At 64.1% G+C, this 18,937-nt stretch carries 16 protein-coding genes and 1 riboswitch; of the genes, 8 read left to right on the top strand and 8 right to left on the bottom strand.

Annotated features, from left to right (window positions below):
- Positions 1 to 25 precede the first annotated feature (25 nt).
- Entirely contained in the window at positions 26 to 223 is a 198-nt protein-coding gene (locus KRZ98_RS14680) for a hypothetical protein (RefSeq protein ID WP_217674205.1), read from the top strand.
- 66 nt (positions 224 to 289) lie between these two features.
- Here KRZ98_RS14680 and KRZ98_RS14675 read toward each other — a convergent pair whose 3' ends face one another.
- From KRZ98_RS14675 to KRZ98_RS14660, 4 genes are all read right to left on the bottom strand, one after another.
- The gene (locus KRZ98_RS14675) at positions 290 to 712 is read right to left on the bottom strand and encodes a response regulator (RefSeq protein WP_026002061.1); all 423 of its coding nucleotides are present in this window, start codon (positions 710 to 712) and stop codon (positions 290 to 292) included.
- Positions 713 to 788: 76 nt separating this feature from the next.
- Entirely contained in the window at positions 789 to 3,548 is a 2,760-nt protein-coding gene (locus tag KRZ98_RS14670; protein WP_217674204.1) for a TonB-dependent receptor, read from the bottom strand.
- A gap of 274 nt (positions 3,549 to 3,822) precedes the next feature.
- Complete coding sequence (locus KRZ98_RS14665; protein ID WP_217674203.1) at positions 3,823 to 4,230, bottom strand: type II toxin-antitoxin system death-on-curing family toxin; 408 nt, start codon at positions 4,228 to 4,230, stop codon at positions 3,823 to 3,825.
- Between the two features lie 6 nt (positions 4,231 to 4,236).
- On the bottom strand, positions 4,237 to 4,464 hold the full coding sequence (locus KRZ98_RS14660; protein ID WP_119750047.1) for an AbrB/MazE/SpoVT family DNA-binding domain-containing protein: 228 nt from the start codon (positions 4,462 to 4,464) through the stop codon (positions 4,237 to 4,239).
- Between the two features lie 74 nt (positions 4,465 to 4,538).
- Here KRZ98_RS14660 and KRZ98_RS14655 point away from each other — a divergent pair, with 74 nt between their 5' ends.
- Positions 4,539 to 4,793 carry a type II toxin-antitoxin system Phd/YefM family antitoxin gene (locus tag KRZ98_RS14655; protein WP_119750049.1) on the top strand — a complete coding sequence of 85 codons (255 nt, stop codon included), beginning with the start codon at positions 4,539 to 4,541 and terminating at the stop codon, positions 4,791 to 4,793.
- Positions 4,790 to 5,056: a Txe/YoeB family addiction module toxin gene (locus KRZ98_RS14650; protein WP_217674202.1), complete on the top strand. Its 267-nt coding sequence runs from the start codon at positions 4,790 to 4,792 to the stop codon at positions 5,054 to 5,056. The genes KRZ98_RS14655 and KRZ98_RS14650 overlap by 4 nt, the downstream gene beginning before the upstream one ends.
- 11 nt (positions 5,057 to 5,067) lie before the next feature.
- On the opposite strand, the gene KRZ98_RS14645 is transcribed toward KRZ98_RS14650, so the two are convergent.
- A complete protein-coding gene (locus KRZ98_RS14645; protein ID WP_217674201.1) occupies positions 5,068 to 5,955 on the bottom strand; it encodes a hypothetical protein in 888 nt (295 codons plus the stop codon).
- Positions 5,948 to 7,879, bottom strand: coding sequence for a phosphomethylpyrimidine synthase ThiC (gene thiC, locus KRZ98_RS14640; RefSeq protein WP_217674200.1), 1,932 nt, complete (start codon positions 7,877 to 7,879; stop codon positions 5,948 to 5,950). Before thiC ends, KRZ98_RS14645 begins: the two co-directional genes overlap by 8 nt.
- Before the next feature lie 43 nt (positions 7,880 to 7,922).
- A riboswitch (TPP riboswitch) is annotated at positions 7,923 to 8,032 on the bottom strand.
- Between the two features lie 138 nt (positions 8,033 to 8,170).
- On the opposite strand from thiC, the gene KRZ98_RS14635 reads away from it, so the two are divergent.
- From KRZ98_RS14635 to KRZ98_RS14625, 3 genes are read left to right on the top strand one after another with little or no spacing between them, the layout of a single operon-like run.
- The gene (locus KRZ98_RS14635; protein ID WP_217674404.1) at positions 8,171 to 11,530 is read left to right on the top strand and encodes a DUF2126 domain-containing protein; all 3,360 of its coding nucleotides are present in this window, start codon (positions 8,171 to 8,173) and stop codon (positions 11,528 to 11,530) included.
- Between the two features lie 10 nt (positions 11,531 to 11,540).
- Positions 11,541 to 14,006: a circularly permuted type 2 ATP-grasp protein gene (locus tag KRZ98_RS14630; protein ID WP_217674199.1), complete on the top strand. Its 2,466-nt coding sequence runs from the start codon at positions 11,541 to 11,543 to the stop codon at positions 14,004 to 14,006.
- Entirely contained in the window at positions 14,003 to 14,893 is an 891-nt protein-coding gene (locus KRZ98_RS14625) for a transglutaminase family protein (protein WP_217674198.1), read from the top strand. Before KRZ98_RS14630 ends, KRZ98_RS14625 begins: the two co-directional genes overlap by 4 nt.
- Before the next feature lie 372 nt (positions 14,894 to 15,265).
- Here the strand turns inward: KRZ98_RS14625 and KRZ98_RS14620 are convergent, their stop codons facing one another.
- Both KRZ98_RS14620 and KRZ98_RS14615 read right to left on the bottom strand, forming a co-directional pair.
- Entirely contained in the window at positions 15,266 to 16,639 is a 1,374-nt protein-coding gene (locus KRZ98_RS14620) for a cytochrome P450 (protein ID WP_217674197.1), read from the bottom strand.
- A complete protein-coding gene (locus KRZ98_RS14615; RefSeq protein WP_217674196.1) occupies positions 16,636 to 17,769 on the bottom strand; it encodes a hypothetical protein in 1,134 nt (377 codons plus the stop codon). The genes KRZ98_RS14620 and KRZ98_RS14615 overlap by 4 nt, the downstream gene beginning before the upstream one ends.
- A 21-nt stretch (positions 17,770 to 17,790) precedes the next feature.
- On the opposite strand from KRZ98_RS14615, the gene KRZ98_RS14610 reads away from it, so the two are divergent.
- Both KRZ98_RS14610 and kdsA read left to right on the top strand, forming a co-directional pair.
- Positions 17,791 to 18,084, top strand: a complete 294-nt coding sequence (locus tag KRZ98_RS14610; RefSeq protein ID WP_217674195.1) for a hypothetical protein — start codon at positions 17,791 to 17,793, stop codon at positions 18,082 to 18,084.
- 5 nt (positions 18,085 to 18,089) lie between these two features.
- The gene (gene kdsA, locus KRZ98_RS14605) at positions 18,090 to 18,917 is read left to right on the top strand and encodes a 3-deoxy-8-phosphooctulonate synthase (protein ID WP_217674194.1); all 828 of its coding nucleotides are present in this window, start codon (positions 18,090 to 18,092) and stop codon (positions 18,915 to 18,917) included.
- Positions 18,918 to 18,937 lie beyond the last annotated feature (20 nt).

Genomic DNA, 18,937 nt, shown 5'->3' with positions numbered 1-18,937 from the left:
GCACATACCCTAATGGAGACAGCCGATGCAGGATAGAAATGATCGCGATGTAAAGGGACATGGACGTCGTAACGAGTTGGCCGTCATCGGGGTGGCGCTGGTTCTGGGCATCGCGACGCTGAGCGCCTATATGTTGTCAGGCAATGACGCGAGCGTGAAGCCTGCCACGGGCACAGCACAGGCCATGGCGCTGGCCAGTTCCAATGCATCGACCCCTGATTGATCGGGACACGAAATAGGGGGCAGAAGCGATTTGCCCCTGCCCCCTAATTCGTTAGTCGCACTATGATCAGGCGGCGATCGCCACCGGTTCTGCTTCCGCCTCGATAAGGCCGCGTGCCACGCTCTTGATCAGCGTCACGAAGCGGGTCGCTTCGCGCACGATCATCGCCTTGTTGAAGCAGGCAGCCGCCCCCCGGTCCATCGCTTCGGCGACAATCGGCGCGCCATCACGCATCAGGCTGGACAACATGATCACCGGGCATGGTTCCATGTCCATGATCTCGTCCAATATCGTCATGCCGTCCTTACCAGGCATGGCGATGTCGAGCGTCACCACGTCGGGCTTTTCGGCCCGGATCATCTCGATCGCTTCCACCCCGTCGCGGGCGATGCCCACCACCTCGACCCGGCGGTCGCGTTCGAGCAGGGTTTCGATCATCGCACGGATGGTGAGCGAATCATCGACCACCACAATTCTGATAGGCTTCATCTGCCGTCTCCCCGAACTGTTTATGAACATCATAACGACCGGGGGTCATCATGCTTTAGGCGTGGCTAACAGCAATTTAACTACGTGGTCGATTGTTGGCGGCAAAATTGGGGAAGAAGAGCTTGCGGAAGCTTATCGTCACCGCGCGGCCCAGCGGGTCGAGATAATCCTGCTGGTAGCGCAGCGGCGTCATGCCGGTTGCGTCAGTCACCTCTCGGCGCTGGTTGAAGATATTGTCGATGCCGATCGACAGCCGCGCGCCGCGCAGGAAGGGTACGGATTTCACCAGTTGCGGCATCTGCCCCAGATTGGCGAACAGGCGCAGATTGACCGTCGCCAGACTGCCAAAGTCGAGCCGCGACGCACCCCCAAGCGCACCATCGACGTGGGTGCCGCTTTCCCAATCGACGCCCAGCCGCGCGCCGATGCCGTTATTCATGTAACCGATCCGCCCCTCCAGCTCATGACGCGGCTGGCCGCCTGACGATCCAGTCGCGTCGCCATCCAACAGGTTCAATTGCGGCACGCCGGGCGCGATGGTGATGCTCTCGGTCAGGTGCCAGGTGTGATAGAGGCTGAAGCTCAGCCGCCCGCCTCCGCCGCCCGGGCCACGCGGGCCGCCAAAGCCACCACCGCCGGGACCACGCGGTCGATCGCCGCCAGCGCCCATGCCACCCTCGCCGCGGGGGCGGTCACCGCCTTCGCCGGGCGGGCGAGCGCCTTCGGGTCGGGGCTGGCGATTGCCGAACAAGGCCTGCAATTCGGGCGGTCGATCCTCCTGCTTGCCGCCCGCCGCGCGCCAGGCTTCAACCACTTTCTGGATGTGCGATTTAAGCGGGATCGACAGGTCAAAGCCCCAGCGGAGCTGTTCGCTTTGCGAGCGCAGAAAGTTGGTCGGGCGGGTGTCGATCTGGAGCAGATTGCCGTCGGCATCGCGCAGGAAGCGCTGGGGGAAGGCCGCCTCAATCGCCGGGGTCGGCGACGGGAAGGCCGCGATCGGGTTGCTGGTCCGGCTGTTCAGATAGGTGGCGGTCAACGTCAGATTGGGCTTGTCGAACGGCTTGATCGTGGCGCCGAGGCGGAACTGGTCGCGCACGCTTTCGCGCAGGGACGCATTGCCGCCCGACAGCTGGGTGACGAACACACTTTGCCCGGTCGCATAGTCGAACACGGTGACATTGGGGGTGGCGATCAGCGGATCGGTGATCTGCGTGCCGGTCGGCGCGGCGCGATCCTGATTGGCGGACATCAGCAATTGTACCGCCTTGACCGGTTGCCAGCGCAGGCCATAGCCAATCGTCGAGAGGGTGCCGAAGTCGGAAAGCTGCTGCGCGGCGAGGTTCAGGTTCACGCCAATATCGCCGACTGCGCCCAACACGTCGCGCGACCGGCTGGTGAGCGGCAGGTCGAGGCTGACCTGACCGCTGGCAATCTCCCGGCTATAGTCGGACCGGCTTTCGATTCCGGCGCGGGTGGAGCGGCTTTCAAAGCCGTTGGCCGATGCGCCGATGCGCACGGACGTCATCGCCTGCCCGGCTGGCAGGTCGAACAGTGCGCCGCTGACCAGCAGGTCGCCTTGCACCGCCTGCGACTTCGCCCTTGCGCGGTCGGTCAGGCGGGTGGCGAGAAGGTCGGGCGCGAAGCTGGCATAGGGATTGACGCTGGCGTCGCCAGCATCAAGCGCCGCCTGGATCGCGCCGGTCGCCACGCCCCGGTCGGTGCGGGTGCGGGTGATCGACAGGTCGCCGTTGCCGGTGAAGGACCATTGCCAGCTGCCCCCCAGCCGCCCGTTCAGCGTGACGCCCAGATGCGCCGTCGTGCCGCGCACCTGCTGCCCCAGCGCGCCGGGCTGGATCAGATAGCGGGACAGGGCAACGTCATTGGCGAAGGGGGAGAAGGGGCTGGCCGCGGGCAGGGTCAGCGCGGCTTGTGAGAGGCCTTGCAGCGAGTCGCTGTCGGACAATTCGACCCGCCCGTTGATCGTCGCCGACACGCCGCCCAGAGCGCGGGCGAGGGTGGCGTTGGCGCTGAAATTTTCGGTCGCGGGGCTGAGCGTGCGATAGGGAGTGAGGTCGCTCGCTTCGGTGGCAGTGGTGCCGGGGACGAAGCTGGCGAGGGTCGGCAGGGCCGTCGCGGCGCTGGCGGGGATGCCGGTCTGGGTCACCGTCGCGCCTGCCAGCGCGGAGAGCGCCGGGTCGATTTCCGCGCCGCGTGTGGTGGCGGTGACGCGGGAGCTGCCGGTGTTGACGATGTCGCGCTCGCTTTCCAGCAATTGCGCGGCGCGGCTATATTTGACGTTCAGGGTGAAGCGATTGTCGCCCTGGATGCGCAGGAAACCGCCCTCCGCCTGGCCATTGTCGCGGCCGCCATCGGTAGTGGTGCCACCGCGCAGGTCGATGCTTTCGGCGCGGAAGCGCTGGCGCAGGACGATGTTGACCACCTTTTGCGTCGGGGTATAGCCATAGGAGAGCGCGACCTGTTCGGGCAGGATATCGACCCGCGCGACCGCTTCGGAGGGCAGGTCGGAAATTTCCGAGAAGCTGGAAATCCGCTTGCCGTTGAGCAGAACGACGGGCGATCCGTTGGTCTGGGGCGACAATTCGGTGAGCAGTTCGGAGATGGAGGTGACGCCCAGCGCGCGGACGTCCGCGCCGCTGAGCTGCTGTTCCGGTTCGATATTGCCCAGCACCGCGCCGCGCTGCGGCTGGCCGGTGACGATGATTTCCTCGCCATCGTCCATCTGCGGGGCAGCCTGTGGCGCAACCTGCGCCATCAACGCGCCGGGCGCGGCCCCCAGCATCAGCGAAAACAGGACGAACGAAGCGGATCGGCGCACGCATTTACCCCCGGACAAATATCTTGCCTCTCCTCTAGCGGGCAGTTGTCGCAAAATAGTGGCAAGGGCCAGCGGGAATTGTCGCAAGATGTAATCGGCGCGCGGAAGTTCGCTAAGTTCGCCCATGTCGCGCATGGGAATTTCATGCAAAGTCAGCGGGCGACCAGCGCAGGGGTGCGCTGTCGGGGCAGGGAAAGCAGACGGTGGGAAGGAGCCGGGGCGATATTATCAGCAACCGGCGCAGTAGGACAGGTGTGGGCTTAAGGCGCGGGCTTCAGGCGGCGGCGATATGCTGGCGGAACCAGTCGGCCAGGTCGGTTTCGGTGAGATTGCCGGCGGCAAAGGCGATCATCGTGCGGGTGGCGTCGGTCGGATCGAAGGTCAACGCAACCTGATTGAGCGCCAGGAACAGGCGCGCCAGTACCCAGCCGGTGCGCTTGTTGCCATCGACAAAGGGATGGTTGCGGACGATGCCGAACGCATAGGCCGCGGCCAGCTGACAAGGATCATTCTCGCCATAAGCCCATTGGTTGAGCGGACGGGCCAGCCCCGATTCCAGCAACCCGTCATCGCGCACACCGGTGCCACCGCCATGTTCGGCCAGCTGGCGATCATGAATCGCCAGCGCCACGGACTTTTCGATCCAGACCGGTTCGCGCCGGTCCCCATCGGGATCAGCCATGCGCGCTTACTTCGCCAGAACGCGCAATATATCGCGATCTTCCCGCATAATCTGTTCGGCCAGGTCCATTTTGGCCCCGAAATCCGGGTCGGCGGCGGTCAGCCGGATGCCGTCGGGCGCCTGCGTGACATAGAGCATGTCGCCCGGCCCAACCCGCAACTGCGCCAGCAACTCCTTGGGCAGGATGACCCCGGCGCTGTTGCCGATCTTGGTGATTTTGAGAGGCGCGTTCATACGTGGGTTATAACATGGGAGATAGCGTTTGCAATCTTCTTGCGATTTGGTACAAAATTTGGTACATATTTCCCATGCAGACAGTCAGCGTTTCCGAAACCCGCGCCAACCTCAAGGCCGTGCTCGACCGGGTCGTTGCCGACCGAGCGCCGATCCAGATCGTGCGGCCCAAAGGCGAGGGCGTGGTGATGATTTCAGAGAGCGAATGGGAAGGAATGCAGGAGACCCTGCACCTTCTGGCATCGCCCGCCAATGCCAGGCATCTGCTGGATGGCATCGCGGAACTCGATGCCGGGCTTGGCGAGGAGCATGAGTTGATCGCGCCGTGAAGATCGTCTTCCGGGCCGATAGCTGGCGCGATTATGTCGCCTGGGCTGCGGAAGATCGCAAGGTGCTGGAGCGGATCAACGCGCTGATCGGCGAATGTATGCGCGATCCCTTTCGTGGCACAGGCAAGCCCGAACCCTTGCGACAGAATCTGACCGGCTGGTGGTCACGGCGGATCACGGGCGAGCATCGCCTGGTCTATCGGGTGAGCGGATCGGGCGAGACGCAGGCGCTGGAAGTGCTGAGTTGCCGGTATCATTATTGAGCGGAAATTGATTAGATTTTTCGTGCAGGGATTTTGCCGCCAGCCGAAACATCCCAGTATCCCTGCGAGTGATTGGTCCGCCTCAAGAAATCAGCGATTACAAACATTGCGCGAGAGTACAAATTTTGCGCTTCCAACAAGTTCAACAACGGTGCCTCGTATCGGACTTTGACATAAGCCGGTATCTGATTGATCGCCTTCGTCACATCATGATCGACCGGCGATGGGAGGATGGCTGAAACCTCGTTATGTATAGTTTCTAAGTTATGTCCAATGGATCGAAGTCTTTGAGCGCTGAAGCCTTGAGCTATCAATATAGCTTTTCCGGCCAATTCGCACGACATTGACATTCCCTGCGGCAATGATGAATCGAGTTCACATGCAACAAGCTGCCTTGCCGATGCAGTAAGCTGGCTCACCGCTGTACGCATCATATTCGAGGCTGACGGCAGCTTGGGATGAAAATTCAACATCGCCATAAATAGATCGATGGCGTCAAACCCTTGCCATTGCAGTTCCCAGAAGCTCTCGGGATGATCGTTCCAAAGTCTAGAAATTTCATTATTTGATATGCTGACATGGTCGATTGGTTTGATTGCACAACGCCCATACCCCATTGGCGGCTTCACAAAATACGAAATACCTCGGGCTGATACGCAAAGCGTCAGGAAGGAATCAGCTGTGAAATCTATTGAGGGATGCAATTCCTTGTAGGCGTCTTTGAACCACCCCTCACGAGCAAGAGCTATTTCCCACTCATTCCCACAAACAATGCCCCAGAGCTTGGCAGCTTCAAACGGGCGGTTGAAAACCGGAACGCCTTGCTCAGCGAGTTGATCGTCAATACGTATCAAATCATCAGAAGTCGGCACCATTGCAGCGCTTTCATCCTCAATCATGCTCCCTATCCCCAGCGCCCATATATAGCTCGCTGCCGGTTTCCCTGAACACCCGGCTCATCTCCGCCATGCCCTGTTCTGCAAGGGCAGCGTCCAGCGGAGCGCCCCCTCCACCGTTCGGCTGCGCCGAACGGTCCCCCTCCCCGTGCCGGGGAGGATTGGCGGCGATGAAGGCGTCGGCGTCCTGATTTTGCTTGGCGGCGAAATCGCGCACTTCCTGCGTGATCTTCATCGAGCAGAATTTCGGGCCGCACATGGAACAGAAATGCGCCGACTTCGCGCCTTCGGCGGGGAGCGTCTGGTCGTGATATTGTTCCGCCGTGTCGGGATCGAGCGACAAGTTGAACTGGTCCCTCCAGCGGAACTCGAAGCGGGCGCGGCTCAGTGCGTCGTCGCGGACCTTGGCGGCCGGATGCCCCTTAGCCAGATCAGCCGCGTGGGCGGCCAGTTTGTAGGTGACCACGCCGACCTTTACATCGTCGCGGTCGGGCAGGCCCAGATGCTCCTTGGGCGTCACATAACAGAGCATCGCCGTGCCATACCAGCCGATCATGGCCGCGCCGATGCCGCTTGTGATATGATCGTATCCCGGCGCGATGTCGGTGGTGAGCGGTCCCAGCGTGTAGAAGGGGGCTTCGCCGCAGGCTTCGAGCTGCTTGTCCATATTCTGCTTGATCTTGTGCATGGGGACATGGCCCGGCCCCTCGATCATCACCTGCACATCCTGCGCCCAGGCGCGTTTGGTGAGTTCGCCCAGCGTGTAGAGTTCGCTGAATTGCGCTTCATCATTGGCGTCGGCGATCGAGCCGGGGCGCAGGCCGTCGCCCAGCGAGTAGGCGATGTCATAGGCTTTGCAGATTTCGGTGATCTCGTCGAAATGCTCGTAGAGGAAGCTTTCCTTGTGATGGCTGAGGCACCATTTCGCCATGATGGAGCCACCGCGCGAGACGATGCCGGTGACGCGCTTCGCGGTCATCGGGATATAGGCGAGGCGCACGCCCGCATGGATGGTGAAATAGTCGACGCCCTGTTCGGCCTGCTCGATCAGCGTGTCGCGGAAAATATCCCAGGTCAGATCCTCGGCCACGCCGCCGACCTTTTCAAGCGCCTGATAGATGGGGACGGTGCCGATCGGCACGGGGGAGTTGCGGAGTATCCATTCGCGCGTGTCGTGAATGTTGCGGCCGGTGGACAGGTCCATCACCGTGTCAGCACCCCAGCGGATCGACCAGACCAGCTTGTCGACTTCGGACGCGACGTCGCTGGCGACGGCTGAGTTGCCGATATTGGCGTTGATCTTGACCAGAAAATTGCGGCCGATCGCCATCGGTTCGGATTCGGGGTGGTTGATGTTGCTGGGGATGATCGCCCGGCCGCGCGCCACTTCGTCACGGACAAATTCCGGCGTCACATAATCGGGGATTTCCGCGCCCCAATCCTGCCCGTCGCGGATATATTCGGCGAGGCGCGCGCGGCCGAGATTTTCGCGCTCGGCGACATATTCCATTTCCGGCGTGATGATGCCGCGACGGGCATAATGCATCTGGCTGACATTCGCGCCGGGCTTGGCGCGCAAGGGGCGACGGTGGTGGCCGGGAAATTGCGCAACGCCGCCCGAACGGTCCGGGCCTTTGAGGCCGTTATCTTCGGGCTTTACCTCGCGCGGGTCATATTCCTCCACATCGCCGCGCGCGATGATCCAGTCACGGCGCAACTGGGGCAGGCCCGCCATGATGTCGATCTGCGCGTTGGGGTCGGTATAGGGGCCGGACGTGTCATAGACCCGCACCGGCGGCTCGCCGCTGCCCGGCTCCAGCGTGATTTCGCGCATCGCGACCTTGAGCGGGCCGACATGGATTTTCTTCGATCCACGGATAGCGCCAGTAGTCACGCGCATTTCGGTACGGGCGGGGACGTCTGCCATAAGTCACTCTCCTTGCAGCGAAAGAGAGAGAATGCGGGCGGTGTGAGTGCGCGCTTACCCTCCCTACGCCGGTGTTAGCCGGATCAGGTTCAGCGGGTCGCGGCCACAAAGCCGCCTCTCAACCGTCTGCGGACGGTCCCCCGGGGATGGCGGGGACGGTAAGGACTTTGGCGTGCGCGGTCCAGTGGCTTGTCGCTGCATCGCCGGGGCGGGCCGTGTCCGCGCAGATTCTTTGCCCGCCAAATCATTTGCATATTGCATTGCAACAGGGGGTAGCGTTTGATCCGCGCCATGCTCAAAGCCGCGCTCCACCACCGCACCGCCTATCGCTACAGCCGTCCGATCCGGCTTGGCCCACAGGTCATCCGCCTGCGCCCCGCGCCGCACAGCCGGACCAAGGTGCCCAATTATGCGCTTAAGATAGAGCCGGCGGGGCATTTCCTGAACTGGCAGCAAGACCCGCACGGCAACTGGCTGGCGCGGGTCGTGTTTCCAGAGCCAGTCGATCATTTCAGTATCGAGGTCGACCTGCTGGCCGATCTGGATATCATCAACCCGTTCGATTTCTTTGTGGAGCCGTACGCGGAAAATTACCCCTTCGCCTATGACGATCAGCTGAAAACCGATCTGGCCGCCTATTTCGATGTCGAGCCGCAAGGGCCGCTGTTCGAGACGATGGTGGATCAATATGCCGGTTACCAGAGCCGCACCGTCGATTTCCTGGTCGAGGTGAACCGCCGCCTGCAACAGCAGGTGGGCTATGTCATCCGCATGGAGGCGGGCGTGCAGACGCCGGAGGAGACGCTGGAGATCGGCACCGGATCGTGCCGCGATTCGGCCTGGCTGCTGGTGCAATTGCTGCGGCGGCTGGGCTTTGCCGCGCGGTTCGTGTCGGGCTATTCGATCCAGCTGGTCGCTGACGTCGAGCCGATCGAGGGGCCGAAAGGGGTTAGCCAGGACGTTGTTGACCTGCACGCCTGGGCGGAGGCCTATGTGCCGGGCGCGGGCTGGGTGGCGCTGGACGCGACCAGCGGCATGTTTGCAGGCGAAGGGCATATTCCGCTGTGCGCGACGCCGCACTACAAGTCCGCCGCGCCGATCAGCGGCATGGCCGAACCCGCCGAGGTCGATTTCGATTTCGCGATGACCGTCAGCCGCATTGCCGAAGCGGTGCGGATCACCAAGCCCTTCACCGACAAGCGCTGGGACGCGGTGATGGCGCTGGGGGCAAAGGTCGACGCGGATTTGGCCGCGCAGGACATGCGGCTGACCATTGGCGGCGAGCCGACCTTCGTGGCGGTGGATGGCGGCGATGCGGGCGAATGGAATGGCGATGCGGTCGGCCCGACCAAGGCCGCCTATGCCGACCGGCTGATCCGCAAGCTGCGCGCGTCCTTTGCGCCGGGCGGGCTGCTGCATCATGGGCAGGGCAAATGGTATCCGGGCGAAAGCCTGCCGCGCTGGGCCTATGCGGTCTATTGGCGGACGGACGGCACGCCGATCTGGCGCGACGACAGCTTGATCGCGCCTGACGATGCGCCCGACGGCGCGCGCATGGTGACGCCCGACGATGCCCGCGCGTTCCTAGGCCATATGGCGGCCAATATGGGCTTTTCCGACGAATATACCCATGCGGTGTTCGAGGACCCGGCGGTCTGGTCGATCAAGGAATCCGAACTGCCGATCAACGCCACCACCAACGATCCCAAGATCAGCGACCCCGAAGCGCGCGCGCGGATGGTCAAGACGTTCGAGCGCGGGCTGGACCAGCCGGTCGGCTATGTGCTGCCGGTGCAGCGCTGGCAGAGCCAAGTCGCAAAGCCTCGCTGGCAGAGCGAAATCTGGCAATTGCGGCGCGGCAAATTGTTCGCGGTGCCGGGGGATTCTGCGCTGGGTTACCGCCTGCCGCTGGGGTCGCTGCCCTATGTGCCGCCATCGGACTATCCCTATATCCACCCGCGCGACACGAGCGAACCGCGCGAACCGCTGCCCGATTTCCGCGCGCAGGTGGTGCAGCAGGCCAATGTTGAGGAAGTGCGCGCGCAACAATCACAGCGGGTCGCGGGGCCGGAGGGCGGGGTCGCGGCGCAGGACCGGGTCGAGCAGGTCATCATCGAAGGCGCTGTCCGCACCGCCGTGACGGTCGAGCCGCGCGGCCATTATCTGTCGGTATTCCTGCCCCCGGTGCAGGCGCTGGAAGATTATCTGGAGCTGATCGCGGAAGTCGAGGCGGCGGCCGAGGCGCTGCGGATTCCGGTGCGGATCGAAGGCTATTCGCCCCCGCCCGACCCGCGCATCGCGGTGTTGAAGGCGACGCCCGACCCCGGCGTGATCGAGGTGAACGTCCATCCCGCCTCCAGCTGGGACGATACGGTGGCGATCACCGAACAGCTTTACGCCTACGCCCGCGAGTGCGACCTGACCGCCGACAAGTTCATGGTCGATGGCCGGTCTGTCGGCACCGGCGGGGGCAATCATATCGTGCTGGGCGGGCCGACGCTCAACGATTCGCCCTTCATCCGGCGGCCCGACCTGCTCAAAAGCTTCGTCCTCTACTGGCAGCGGCACCCTTCGCTTTCCTATCTCTTCTCAGGCCTGTGCATCGGGCCGACTAGCCAGGCACCGCGCATTGACGAGGCGCGGCATGACGGCCTCTATGAGCTGGAGATCGCGCTGGCGCAGGTGCCCAACCCGTTTGCGGGCGAGGGCGCGTCGCCGCCGCCATGGCTGGTCGACCGGCTGTTCCGCAACCTGCTGGTCGATGTGACGGGTAACACCCACCGCACCGAAATCTGCATCGACAAGATGTTTTCGCCCGATGGCCCGACCGGACGACTGGGCCTGCTGGAGTTTCGCGGCTTTGAAATGCCGCCCGAAGCGCGGATGAGCCTGGCGCAGCAATTGCTGATCCGGGCGCTGGCGGCGTGGTTCTGGCGGCAACCGCAACAGGGCAATCTGGTGCGCTGGGGGACGACCCTGCATGACCGTTTCATGCTGCCCCATTTCGTCTGGGCGGACTTTCTGGAGATACTCTCCGACCTGCGCGGCGCGGGCTATGATTTCGATCCCAACTGGTTCGAGGCGCAGCGCCAGTTCCGCTTCCCCATCCATGGCACGGTCGACGCAGGCGGCGTCGCGCTGGAGATCAGCCATGCGCTCGAACCCTGGAATGTGCTGGGCGAAACCGGGGCGATCGGCGGCACGGTGCGCTATGTCGACAGTTCGACCGAGCGGTTGCAGGTCCGCGCCACCGGCCTGATCGCCGGGCGGCATATCGTTGCCTGCAACGGGCGGCAGGTGCCGATGACGGCGACGTCGGTGCCGGGCGAAGGCGTCGGCGGCGTGCGCTACAAGGCATGGGCACCGGCCAATTGTATGCATCCCAACCTGCCCGCCAATGCCCCGCTGACCTTCGACGTGCTGGACAGCTGGAGCGGACGGTCGCTGGGCGGCTGCGTCTATCATGTCGCGCATCCGGGCGGACGCAATTATGACACGCTGCCGATCAACGGCTATGAAGCCGAAGCGCGGCGCAAGGCGCGTTTCCAGGACCATGGCCACACCCCCGGCCCGGTCGACATGCCCGCCGCCGAACCGGCGGGCGAGTTCCCGATGACGCTGGACCTGCGCTTCAGGCATCCGGGCGCGTAAGGGCGCTTTGGTGGACGCTGACACGAGATTGAACTGGGCCGACGCCTATCTGGCCGCGGCTCCAGCGGGCGATCTGTTTGCCGGTGCAGCGCCGGCCATGCAGGATCGCTGGCGCGCCATGCTGGACCGGCTGTCGGCCCAGGCACAGGGCAAGCCGGCGATGCTGGCGGACAATGTCGCGCGGCAGGCGATCGACCTGGGCATGGCGTTCCGTCTGACCGGGGACGAACAGGAACGATCCTGGCCGCTCGGCCCGATCCCGATGCTGATCGATGCGGGCGAATGGGCGCATATCGAACAGGGTCTGGCCCAGCGCGCCGAACTGCTGGAGCAGGTGATCGGCGATATTTACGGCACCGGTTCGCTGGTGCGCGATGGCAAGCTGCCCGCCAGCGTCATCACCGGCAGTCCGCATTATTGGCGGGTGATGACCAGCACGCCGCCACCGCGCGGCCACCATCTCCATTTCTACGCTGCGGATATCGGACGCGGCCCGGCGGGCGAATGGCGCGTGCTGGCCGATCGGGTGCGGACCCCGGTGGGCGTGGGCTATGCGCTGGAAAACCGTCTCGCTCTGTCGCGCGCGACCGGCGATCTGCTGGGCGCGATGAACACGCGGCGGCTCGCCCCCTTTTTCGACGATCTGCGCCGGGGGCTGGCCGCCGATTGCGAACGATCCGACCCGCGCATCGGCCTGCTAACGCCCGGCCGGTTCAACCAGAGCTATGCCGAACAGGCGCATCTGGCCCGCTATCTGGGCCTGCTGCTGGTCGAGGGCGAGGATCTGATCGTCACCGACGGGCAGTTGTTCGTCCGCACGATCCAGGGTTTGAAGCGTATCGACGGGCTGTGGCGCTGGATGGACAGCCGCTTCATGGACCCGCTGGCCTTCGACAGCAAATCGCGCATCGGCGTTCCGGACCTATTCGATGCCTGTGCGCGCGGCGGGCTGGTGCTGTCCAACTGGCCAGGCGCGGGCGTGATCGAATCGCGCGCCTTTGCCGCCTTCCTTCCGCAGCTCAGCAAGGCGTTGCTGGGCGCGGACCTGATCCTGCCCAACATCGCGACCTGGTGGTGCGGCCAGGGCGAGGAGCGCGCCTATGTGCGCGACCGGCTGGACCGGCTGGTCGTCGGATCAGCGTTCGACCAGGATGTGGCGGGCCTGCCCGACGCGCGCTTCATGCCGGGATCGGCGCTGGACGAGCGGCAACGCGCCACGCTGGCCGAGGCGATGGCGCGGCGGCCGATGGATTATGTCGGGCAGGAGGTGGTCAAACTCTCCACCACCCCGGCAGTGGTCGACGGGCGGCTGACCCCCCTGCCCTTCACCCTGCGCGTATTCGTGGCGCGCGACGCGCAGGGCCAGTGGCGGGTCATGCCCGGTGCGTTCGCCCGGCTGGCGGGCCATGGCGATATTCGCGCCGCTTTGATGGGCAAGGGCGACATGTCCGCCGACATGTGCGTGGTCGATAGTCAGCCGGTGCCGCCCGATACGCTGCTGGGCGGCGGCGCGCCCGCGATCAGGCGGATCGGCGGAATGCTGCCGGCCAAGGCGGCGGACAATCTCTATTGGCTGGGCCGCTATATCGAGCGGACGGAAATGACGCTGCGGCTGATCCGCGCGATCGTCGGCGGGTCGATCGAGGCGGACCTTGGCCCCTCGGTCGCGTCGCCGACGATGAACCGGCTGGTGGGGCAATTGGTGCTGTGGGGCGCGATCGCCCGCGATGGCGGTGGTCCGGTCGGCCCGCTCTGCGCCACCGCGCTGGGCGATGCGCGCCAGTCGGGCAGCGTCCGCGCGCTGATGGCCAGCGTCGGCAATATCGGCGAAGGGCTGCGCGACCGGCTGGCGAGCGATTTCTGGCGGCTGGTGCGCCTGCCGCTGCCGACGTTCGACGGTGCGGTGACCGAAACCCTGCTCGATGCTTCTTCCCGCATGATCGAGCGGATTTCGGCGCTGTCGGGGCTGGCGGCGGAGAATATGGGCCGGACCGAAGGCTGGCGCTTCCACGATATGGGCCGCCGGATGGAGCGGGCGATCAATGGCTGCCGCCTGCTCGGCCTGTTCGGTGGCGATGGCGCGACCGCCGATGACCTGACCGTATTGCTGGACCTCAATGACAGCCAGATCAGCTATCGCACCCGGTATCTGACCGGCCCGGCGCTGCCGCCGGTGCGCGATCTTGTCGCACTGGAGCCGCATAATCCGCGCGCCATCGTCTATCAGGCGCAGCGTCTGGCCGATCATATTGCGGCGCTCCCGACCCTGCGCGCGGACGGGATGCCGGAGGAACCAAAGCGCCTGGCCGATGCGCTGGTCGCGCGGCTCAGTCCGCTGACCGGGGACATGCTGACCATCGCCGACATTAACGACGTCGAAAACCGCCTGCTTGGCCTGTCCGACGCCATCGGCCAGCGCTATTTCCTGCAAGTGCGCAAGGCGGAAAAGGCCGATGGAGCGGACCTTCTGTCATGATCTACCATGTCCGCCACCAGACCATATTGCGCTATGCCGCGCCGATGCGCCTCGCCCGCTTCAACCTGCGGCTGCGCCCCGCGCCCTGGGCCGGGCAATGGACGTCGGACTATGCGCTGACGGTCGATCCGGTCCCGTCAACCATCGCGTCGCGCCCCGGTGCCTGGCCGGTCCATGTCGCGCGGCTGGTGATTGAAAGCCCGATCCGGCAGCTGACGATCGAGAGCCGATTCCGCATCGGCGTGGCTGACAGCGCGCCGCCCGAACCCCAGCCCGATGATCCCACCATCGGCGCGGTGGCCAAGGCCGCGCTGGTCGATCGCGACATGAGCGCGTCCGCCCCCGCCCTTTATCTCTACGCCTCCACCCGCGCGCCGTTGCTGGCGGAGATTGGCGACTGGGTCGGCGACGGGTTGGACCCGGAACGCCCGGTGGTCGCCGCCGCGCTGGCGCTGGCGCTGCGTATCCGCGCTGAGTTCGCCTATGATCCGGGCGCGACCGACGCCAGCACGCCGGTCGCCGACGCCTTTGCCGCGCGCCATGGCGTATGCCAGGATTTCGCACATGTCATGGTGGTCGCGCTGCGGCTGGCCGGGCTGCCCGCCGCCTATGTCAGCGGCTATCTGCGCACCGATCCGCCGCCCGGCCGCCCCCGGCTGATCGGCGCGGACGCGATGCACGCCTGGGTCATGCTGTGGTGCGGGCCGACGCGCGGCTGGATCGGCTTTGATCCCACCAATGGCTGCATCACCGGCAACGGCCATCTCTTCGTCGCCATGGGCCGCGACTATGCCGACGTCGCGCCGATGGACGGTCTGTTCGTGGGCGGCGGGGGCCAGAGCATCCAGGCGATGGTGGATGTCGTGCCGGAGGAGGAGATGGCGTGACGACCAGAGTTCCCCACTACACCCGTTCGCCTTGAGCTTGTCGAAGCCTTGTCCTTCCATCTCGGAAGGCGATTAAGCAATTAGTGAAACCAAACGCATTAAACTCCTGTTAGTTTTGCCCCGGTACGCAAAGAGCATGGATCGAAAGCCTGCTCCCAGCCCACCCCCATCGCTTCAATCTTGGGGTTCACCAATCAAGCCTGACAAGCCTGATGCGATCTGCTCTCATTGCAGCAACCCATTTGTCGGGCACCATGGGATGATAAGCGAAGGTTTCAGCCTTTGCCCAGCTTGCGATGCGAGAGACTGATCATCCTGCTCCTCCAGCAATTTATGCTTCGTTACGTCTGTAGGCGAATTGAGTAGGGGAGATCAGCCAATCTTCTCGAACATCAGCATCATCCCCTTGCGCGGGCGCACGGTCAGGCGGCTGATCGGTTCGGGCTTGTAGCCGGGCCGCACGGACAGGCGATAATGGCGCAGCACGTCGGCGATCACGGTCATCACCTCCTGCTGGGCAAAGCCCGCCCCCACGCAGACGCGCGGGCCGCGGCTGAAGGGCAGCCAGGCCTGCTTGATCATGTCGGCATTGGCCGGATCGTCGAACCGGTCGGGATCGAAACTGTGCGGGCAGGCCCAATTATCCTTGTTGCGCTGGGTCAGCCAGGGGGCGACCACCAGCATCGCGCCGGGCACCAGATCCTTGTCGCGCATCCGCATCGGGCAGGGCACTTCGCGCGGGAAGAAGGCGAGCGGCGGGTAGAGGCGCAGCGTTTCCTTGAACACGTTGCGCACCACGCCCATCTCCTTGAGCATCGCCGGGGTGAGTGGCGCGTCGCCCGCCACCGCAATCACTTCGGCCCGCGCGCGGTCCTGAATATGGCCGCATTCCGAAAGAAGGTAGAGCGCCCAGGTCATGGTGCTGGCGGAGGTTTCGTGACCCGCCAGGAAGATGGTCGCAACCTGATCCATCACCGCTTTTAAGGTGAAATGTTCGCCCGTGCCGGGGCTTTTGGCGGCGATGATCGACTGGAGAATGTCGTTATGATCGCCCGGTTCGCCGGCATGGAAGGCGTTATAGCGTTCCTCCACGATCGGCGCGAACACGCCGCGAATGGCGTTGGCGGGCCGTTCCGACCAGCGTTCAAACCAGCGGCTTGGGAAGCCGTATAGGCCCAGCATGGAGGCCGAATGGGAGTAACGCTGGAACCGGCCGAACGCCTGATGGATGATGAAGGACCGCTCGGTATCCAGCGTCTGCGAGAACAGCGTGCGAAAGATGATGTCGGCGGCCACATGGGTCATCATCGCGTCGATGTTGATCGGTTTGCTGCGGTCCATCCCATCGATCCGCGCGAGGAAGGCCGCGACCGCCTCCACCATCATCGGCATCGTCTTGTTCATCGCGGTATGGGCAAAGGCGGGATTGATCATCGCCCGCTGATTTTCCCAATCCGCGCCATTGGCGGAAAAGACGCCATCCCCGATCAGCGGCCACAGCCCCTTGACCAGTTCATGATGTTTGGGAAATTCCGTCCCGCCTTTCAGGATACGGTCCACGAGCGGCAGTTCATTGGCGATATACATGAGCTGCCCGCGCCCGCGCACCTCCCCCATTTTCATCGTGTAGCTTTTTTCAAACAGTACATGAATCCAGCTGTGCCAGCCGATGAAGAAGCGCCGCAGCATCGTGCGCTTGTTGCGCGTGGGCTGCGGGAAGGGCGGGGTGAAGAGCGGTTCTGTCATGGAATCGTCCTGAATGCGGCGATTGCGTCGTCCAGGGTGCGGCGACCCGCGGTCAGGCTCAGGAAATCAACCGGGGACAGGCGATCACCCACCCGCAGATAGTCGAAATGCGCCTCATATTTGTTCGACCAGCCGCCATGATAATTTTCAGGATCGTAGAAGAGATGGAAGCGCGGCGAGAGCATGTCGACCCGCGCGGCATGATTGTCGCTTTCCAGCAGCAGCGGATTGACGTTGAAATAGGCCGCGCCATCGGGCGGGAAGCTCAAATCCACATAGCGGAAATGCTTGTCGGCCAGCGCGCGCAAATCGGCATGATACCAGCGCGCATCGGTGCGCAGCGCCACCACCGGCACCACCTGCCCCATGCCCACCATCGCGAAATGATCCGGCAGCGCCATGCCGCGCAGGTCGAACAGGCGCCGCATCACGGACATGCCCAGGATCGTGCCTGCGCTATGGGTCAGGAACAGCACTTCGTCCCAAGGCTCGTCCAGTTCCTCAGAAATCCGGCGGGCGAACGCATCAAGCCGAGCGTCGAGCGCCTCCCCCGGTCCCCCGGCGGCGAGCGTGTGGTGATAATAAGTGAAACGCAGCAGCCATGGCACGACCAGCTTGTTGAGCCATTTACCCGACGCTACCGCGCTGATGCCGATCCCCGCCAGCGCCGCCGCCCAGAAGGGCAGCACGGTCCACAGCAGCAGCGCGGGGAGCAGCGCGAACAGCAGCGGGATCATCACCGCCAGAAAGGGCGGATAGCAGATGGTCAGCACCGGGCCGGGGCGCAGCTTCTTCATGCGCTTGAACTGCATGAAGCGGCCATGGCCGACATAGGTGGCGATGGAGCGCCAGGCGAGTTTCAGCGGATTGCGAATCCACACCTTGCCGACCAGATCCTCCCAGCGGAGAAATTCATAATCCGTCTCGACCCCGGCCTGCGCATTGTCCACGCTCCACACGGTGGAGACGACCGATCCCGCAGGTCCGGCCCGCCTGCCGCTCACAATGACGTCCTCGCCGGTCAGCCGGTCATAGCGTCCGGCCTGGTCGCGATAGAGCTGGTGGTAAAAACGCACGCCGCGCGGGTCGAAACCGCCGAGATAAAAGACTTTACGCTTGAATTTTTGCACTGCCCCGGCCCTAATCGGGTCATGAACACGCCCGAACGCGACTACTGCTATTTCATAGACCACCGTAAATACAACCGAAACATCGGCTGTAGGAAGCATGACAATGCCTATGGCATCAACGGCGGCGGCAGCGAGCGGGACCGCTGGCGCGCGGACATGGCCTTCTATCGCCATATGAAAAGCCATGGCGATCCGATGGCGCTGCCCTCGCTGATCGCCTGCCTTTGCTTTGGCTGGTTCTGCTGGAACTATCATCCGGGGAAAGGTCTGTGGCGCGGCCAGCTCTTGCGGCGTTTTGCCAAAGCGCCCAAGTGACCGGCATGACTGATCCCAAACATGTGCGTGTCGGCCCGATCACCATCGGCAACGACCTGCCCTTCGTCCTCATTTCCGGTCCCTGCCAGATCGAAAGCCGCGACCATGCGCTGTTCATGGCCGATGCGCTGGCGCGGATCGCCAGGGCGGCGGGCGTGCCGTTCATCTTCAAATCTTCGTTCGACAAGGCAAACCGGACATCGGTGTCGGGCCAGCGCGGCGTCGGCATCGACGCGGGGCTGGCGATCCTGGCCGAAGTGAAAGCGACATTGGGCTGCCCGGTGCTGACCGACGTACATGATGCGGGTCAGGTGGAGGCCGCGGCCCAGGCGGTCGATATCCTTCAGATCCCGGCATTCCTGTGCCGCCAGACCGACCTGCTGCTCGCCGCCGGACGCACCGGCGCGGTCATCAACGTCAAGAAGGGCCAGTTCATGGCCCCGTGGGATATGGCAGCGGTCGCGCAAAAGGTCGCCTCGACCGGCAATGACCGCATATTGCTGACCGAACGCGGCGCGAGTTTCGGCTACAACACACTGGTCAGCGACATGCGCGCGCTGCCGGTGATGGGTGAGACCGGCTATCCGGTCGTGTTTGACGCCACCCATTCGGTCCAGCAGCCCGGCGGCCTGGGTTCAGCATCGGGCGGCCAGCGCGAGTTCGCGCCGGTGCTGGCGCGCAGCGCGGTGGCGGCGGGCGTCGCCGCGATCTTCGCCGAAGCGCATCAGGACCCGGACAATGCGCCGTCCGACGGGCCTGTCATGCTCCCGCTCGACTGGGTCGCGCCGATGCTGGCGAAGCTGAAGGCGATTGATGCAGTGGTGAAGGGGTAAATAACAGCGTGTTCCCGCGC

It is taken from the genome of Sphingobium sp. AS12, assembly GCF_019097845.1.
In the GTDB taxonomy this organism is placed as follows: domain Bacteria; phylum Pseudomonadota; class Alphaproteobacteria; order Sphingomonadales; family Sphingomonadaceae; genus Sphingobium.
Note: the sequence above shows the minus strand (reverse complement) of the source record. Positions and strands in the feature narration are given on the sequence as shown.

What these genes read in the sequence shown, in the direction of transcription:
- KRZ98_RS14655 (WP_119750049.1), top strand. Translation starts at nt 4,539, where the DNA reads ATGCAGACAGTCAGCGTTTCCGAAACCCGCGCCAACCTCAAGGCCGTG.
- thiC (WP_217674200.1), bottom strand. Translation starts at nt 7,879, where the DNA reads ATGGCAGACGTCCCCGCCCGTACCGAAATGCGCGTGACTACTGGCGCT.
- KRZ98_RS14680 (WP_217674205.1), top strand. Translation starts at nt 26, where the DNA reads ATGCAGGATAGAAATGATCGCGATGTAAAGGGACATGGACGTCGTAAC.
- kdsA (WP_217674194.1), top strand. Translation starts at nt 18,090, where the DNA reads ATGACTGATCCCAAACATGTGCGTGTCGGCCCGATCACCATCGGCAAC.
- KRZ98_RS14625 (WP_217674198.1), top strand. Translation starts at nt 14,003, where the DNA reads ATGATCTACCATGTCCGCCACCAGACCATATTGCGCTATGCCGCGCCG.
- KRZ98_RS14665 (WP_217674203.1), bottom strand. Translation starts at nt 4,230, where the DNA reads ATGGCTGATCCCGATGGGGACCGGCGCGAACCGGTCTGGATCGAAAAG.
- KRZ98_RS14635 (WP_217674404.1), top strand. Translation starts at nt 8,171, where the DNA reads ATGCTCAAAGCCGCGCTCCACCACCGCACCGCCTATCGCTACAGCCGT.
- KRZ98_RS14610 (WP_217674195.1), top strand. Translation starts at nt 17,791, where the DNA reads ATGAACACGCCCGAACGCGACTACTGCTATTTCATAGACCACCGTAAA.
- KRZ98_RS14645 (WP_217674201.1), bottom strand. Translation starts at nt 5,955, where the DNA reads ATGATTGAGGATGAAAGCGCTGCAATGGTGCCGACTTCTGATGATTTG.
- KRZ98_RS14675 (WP_026002061.1), bottom strand. Translation starts at nt 712, where the DNA reads ATGAAGCCTATCAGAATTGTGGTGGTCGATGATTCGCTCACCATCCGT.
- KRZ98_RS14620 (WP_217674197.1), bottom strand. Translation starts at nt 16,639, where the DNA reads ATGACAGAACCGCTCTTCACCCCGCCCTTCCCGCAGCCCACGCGCAAC.
- KRZ98_RS14660 (WP_119750047.1), bottom strand. Translation starts at nt 4,464, where the DNA reads ATGAACGCGCCTCTCAAAATCACCAAGATCGGCAACAGCGCCGGGGTC.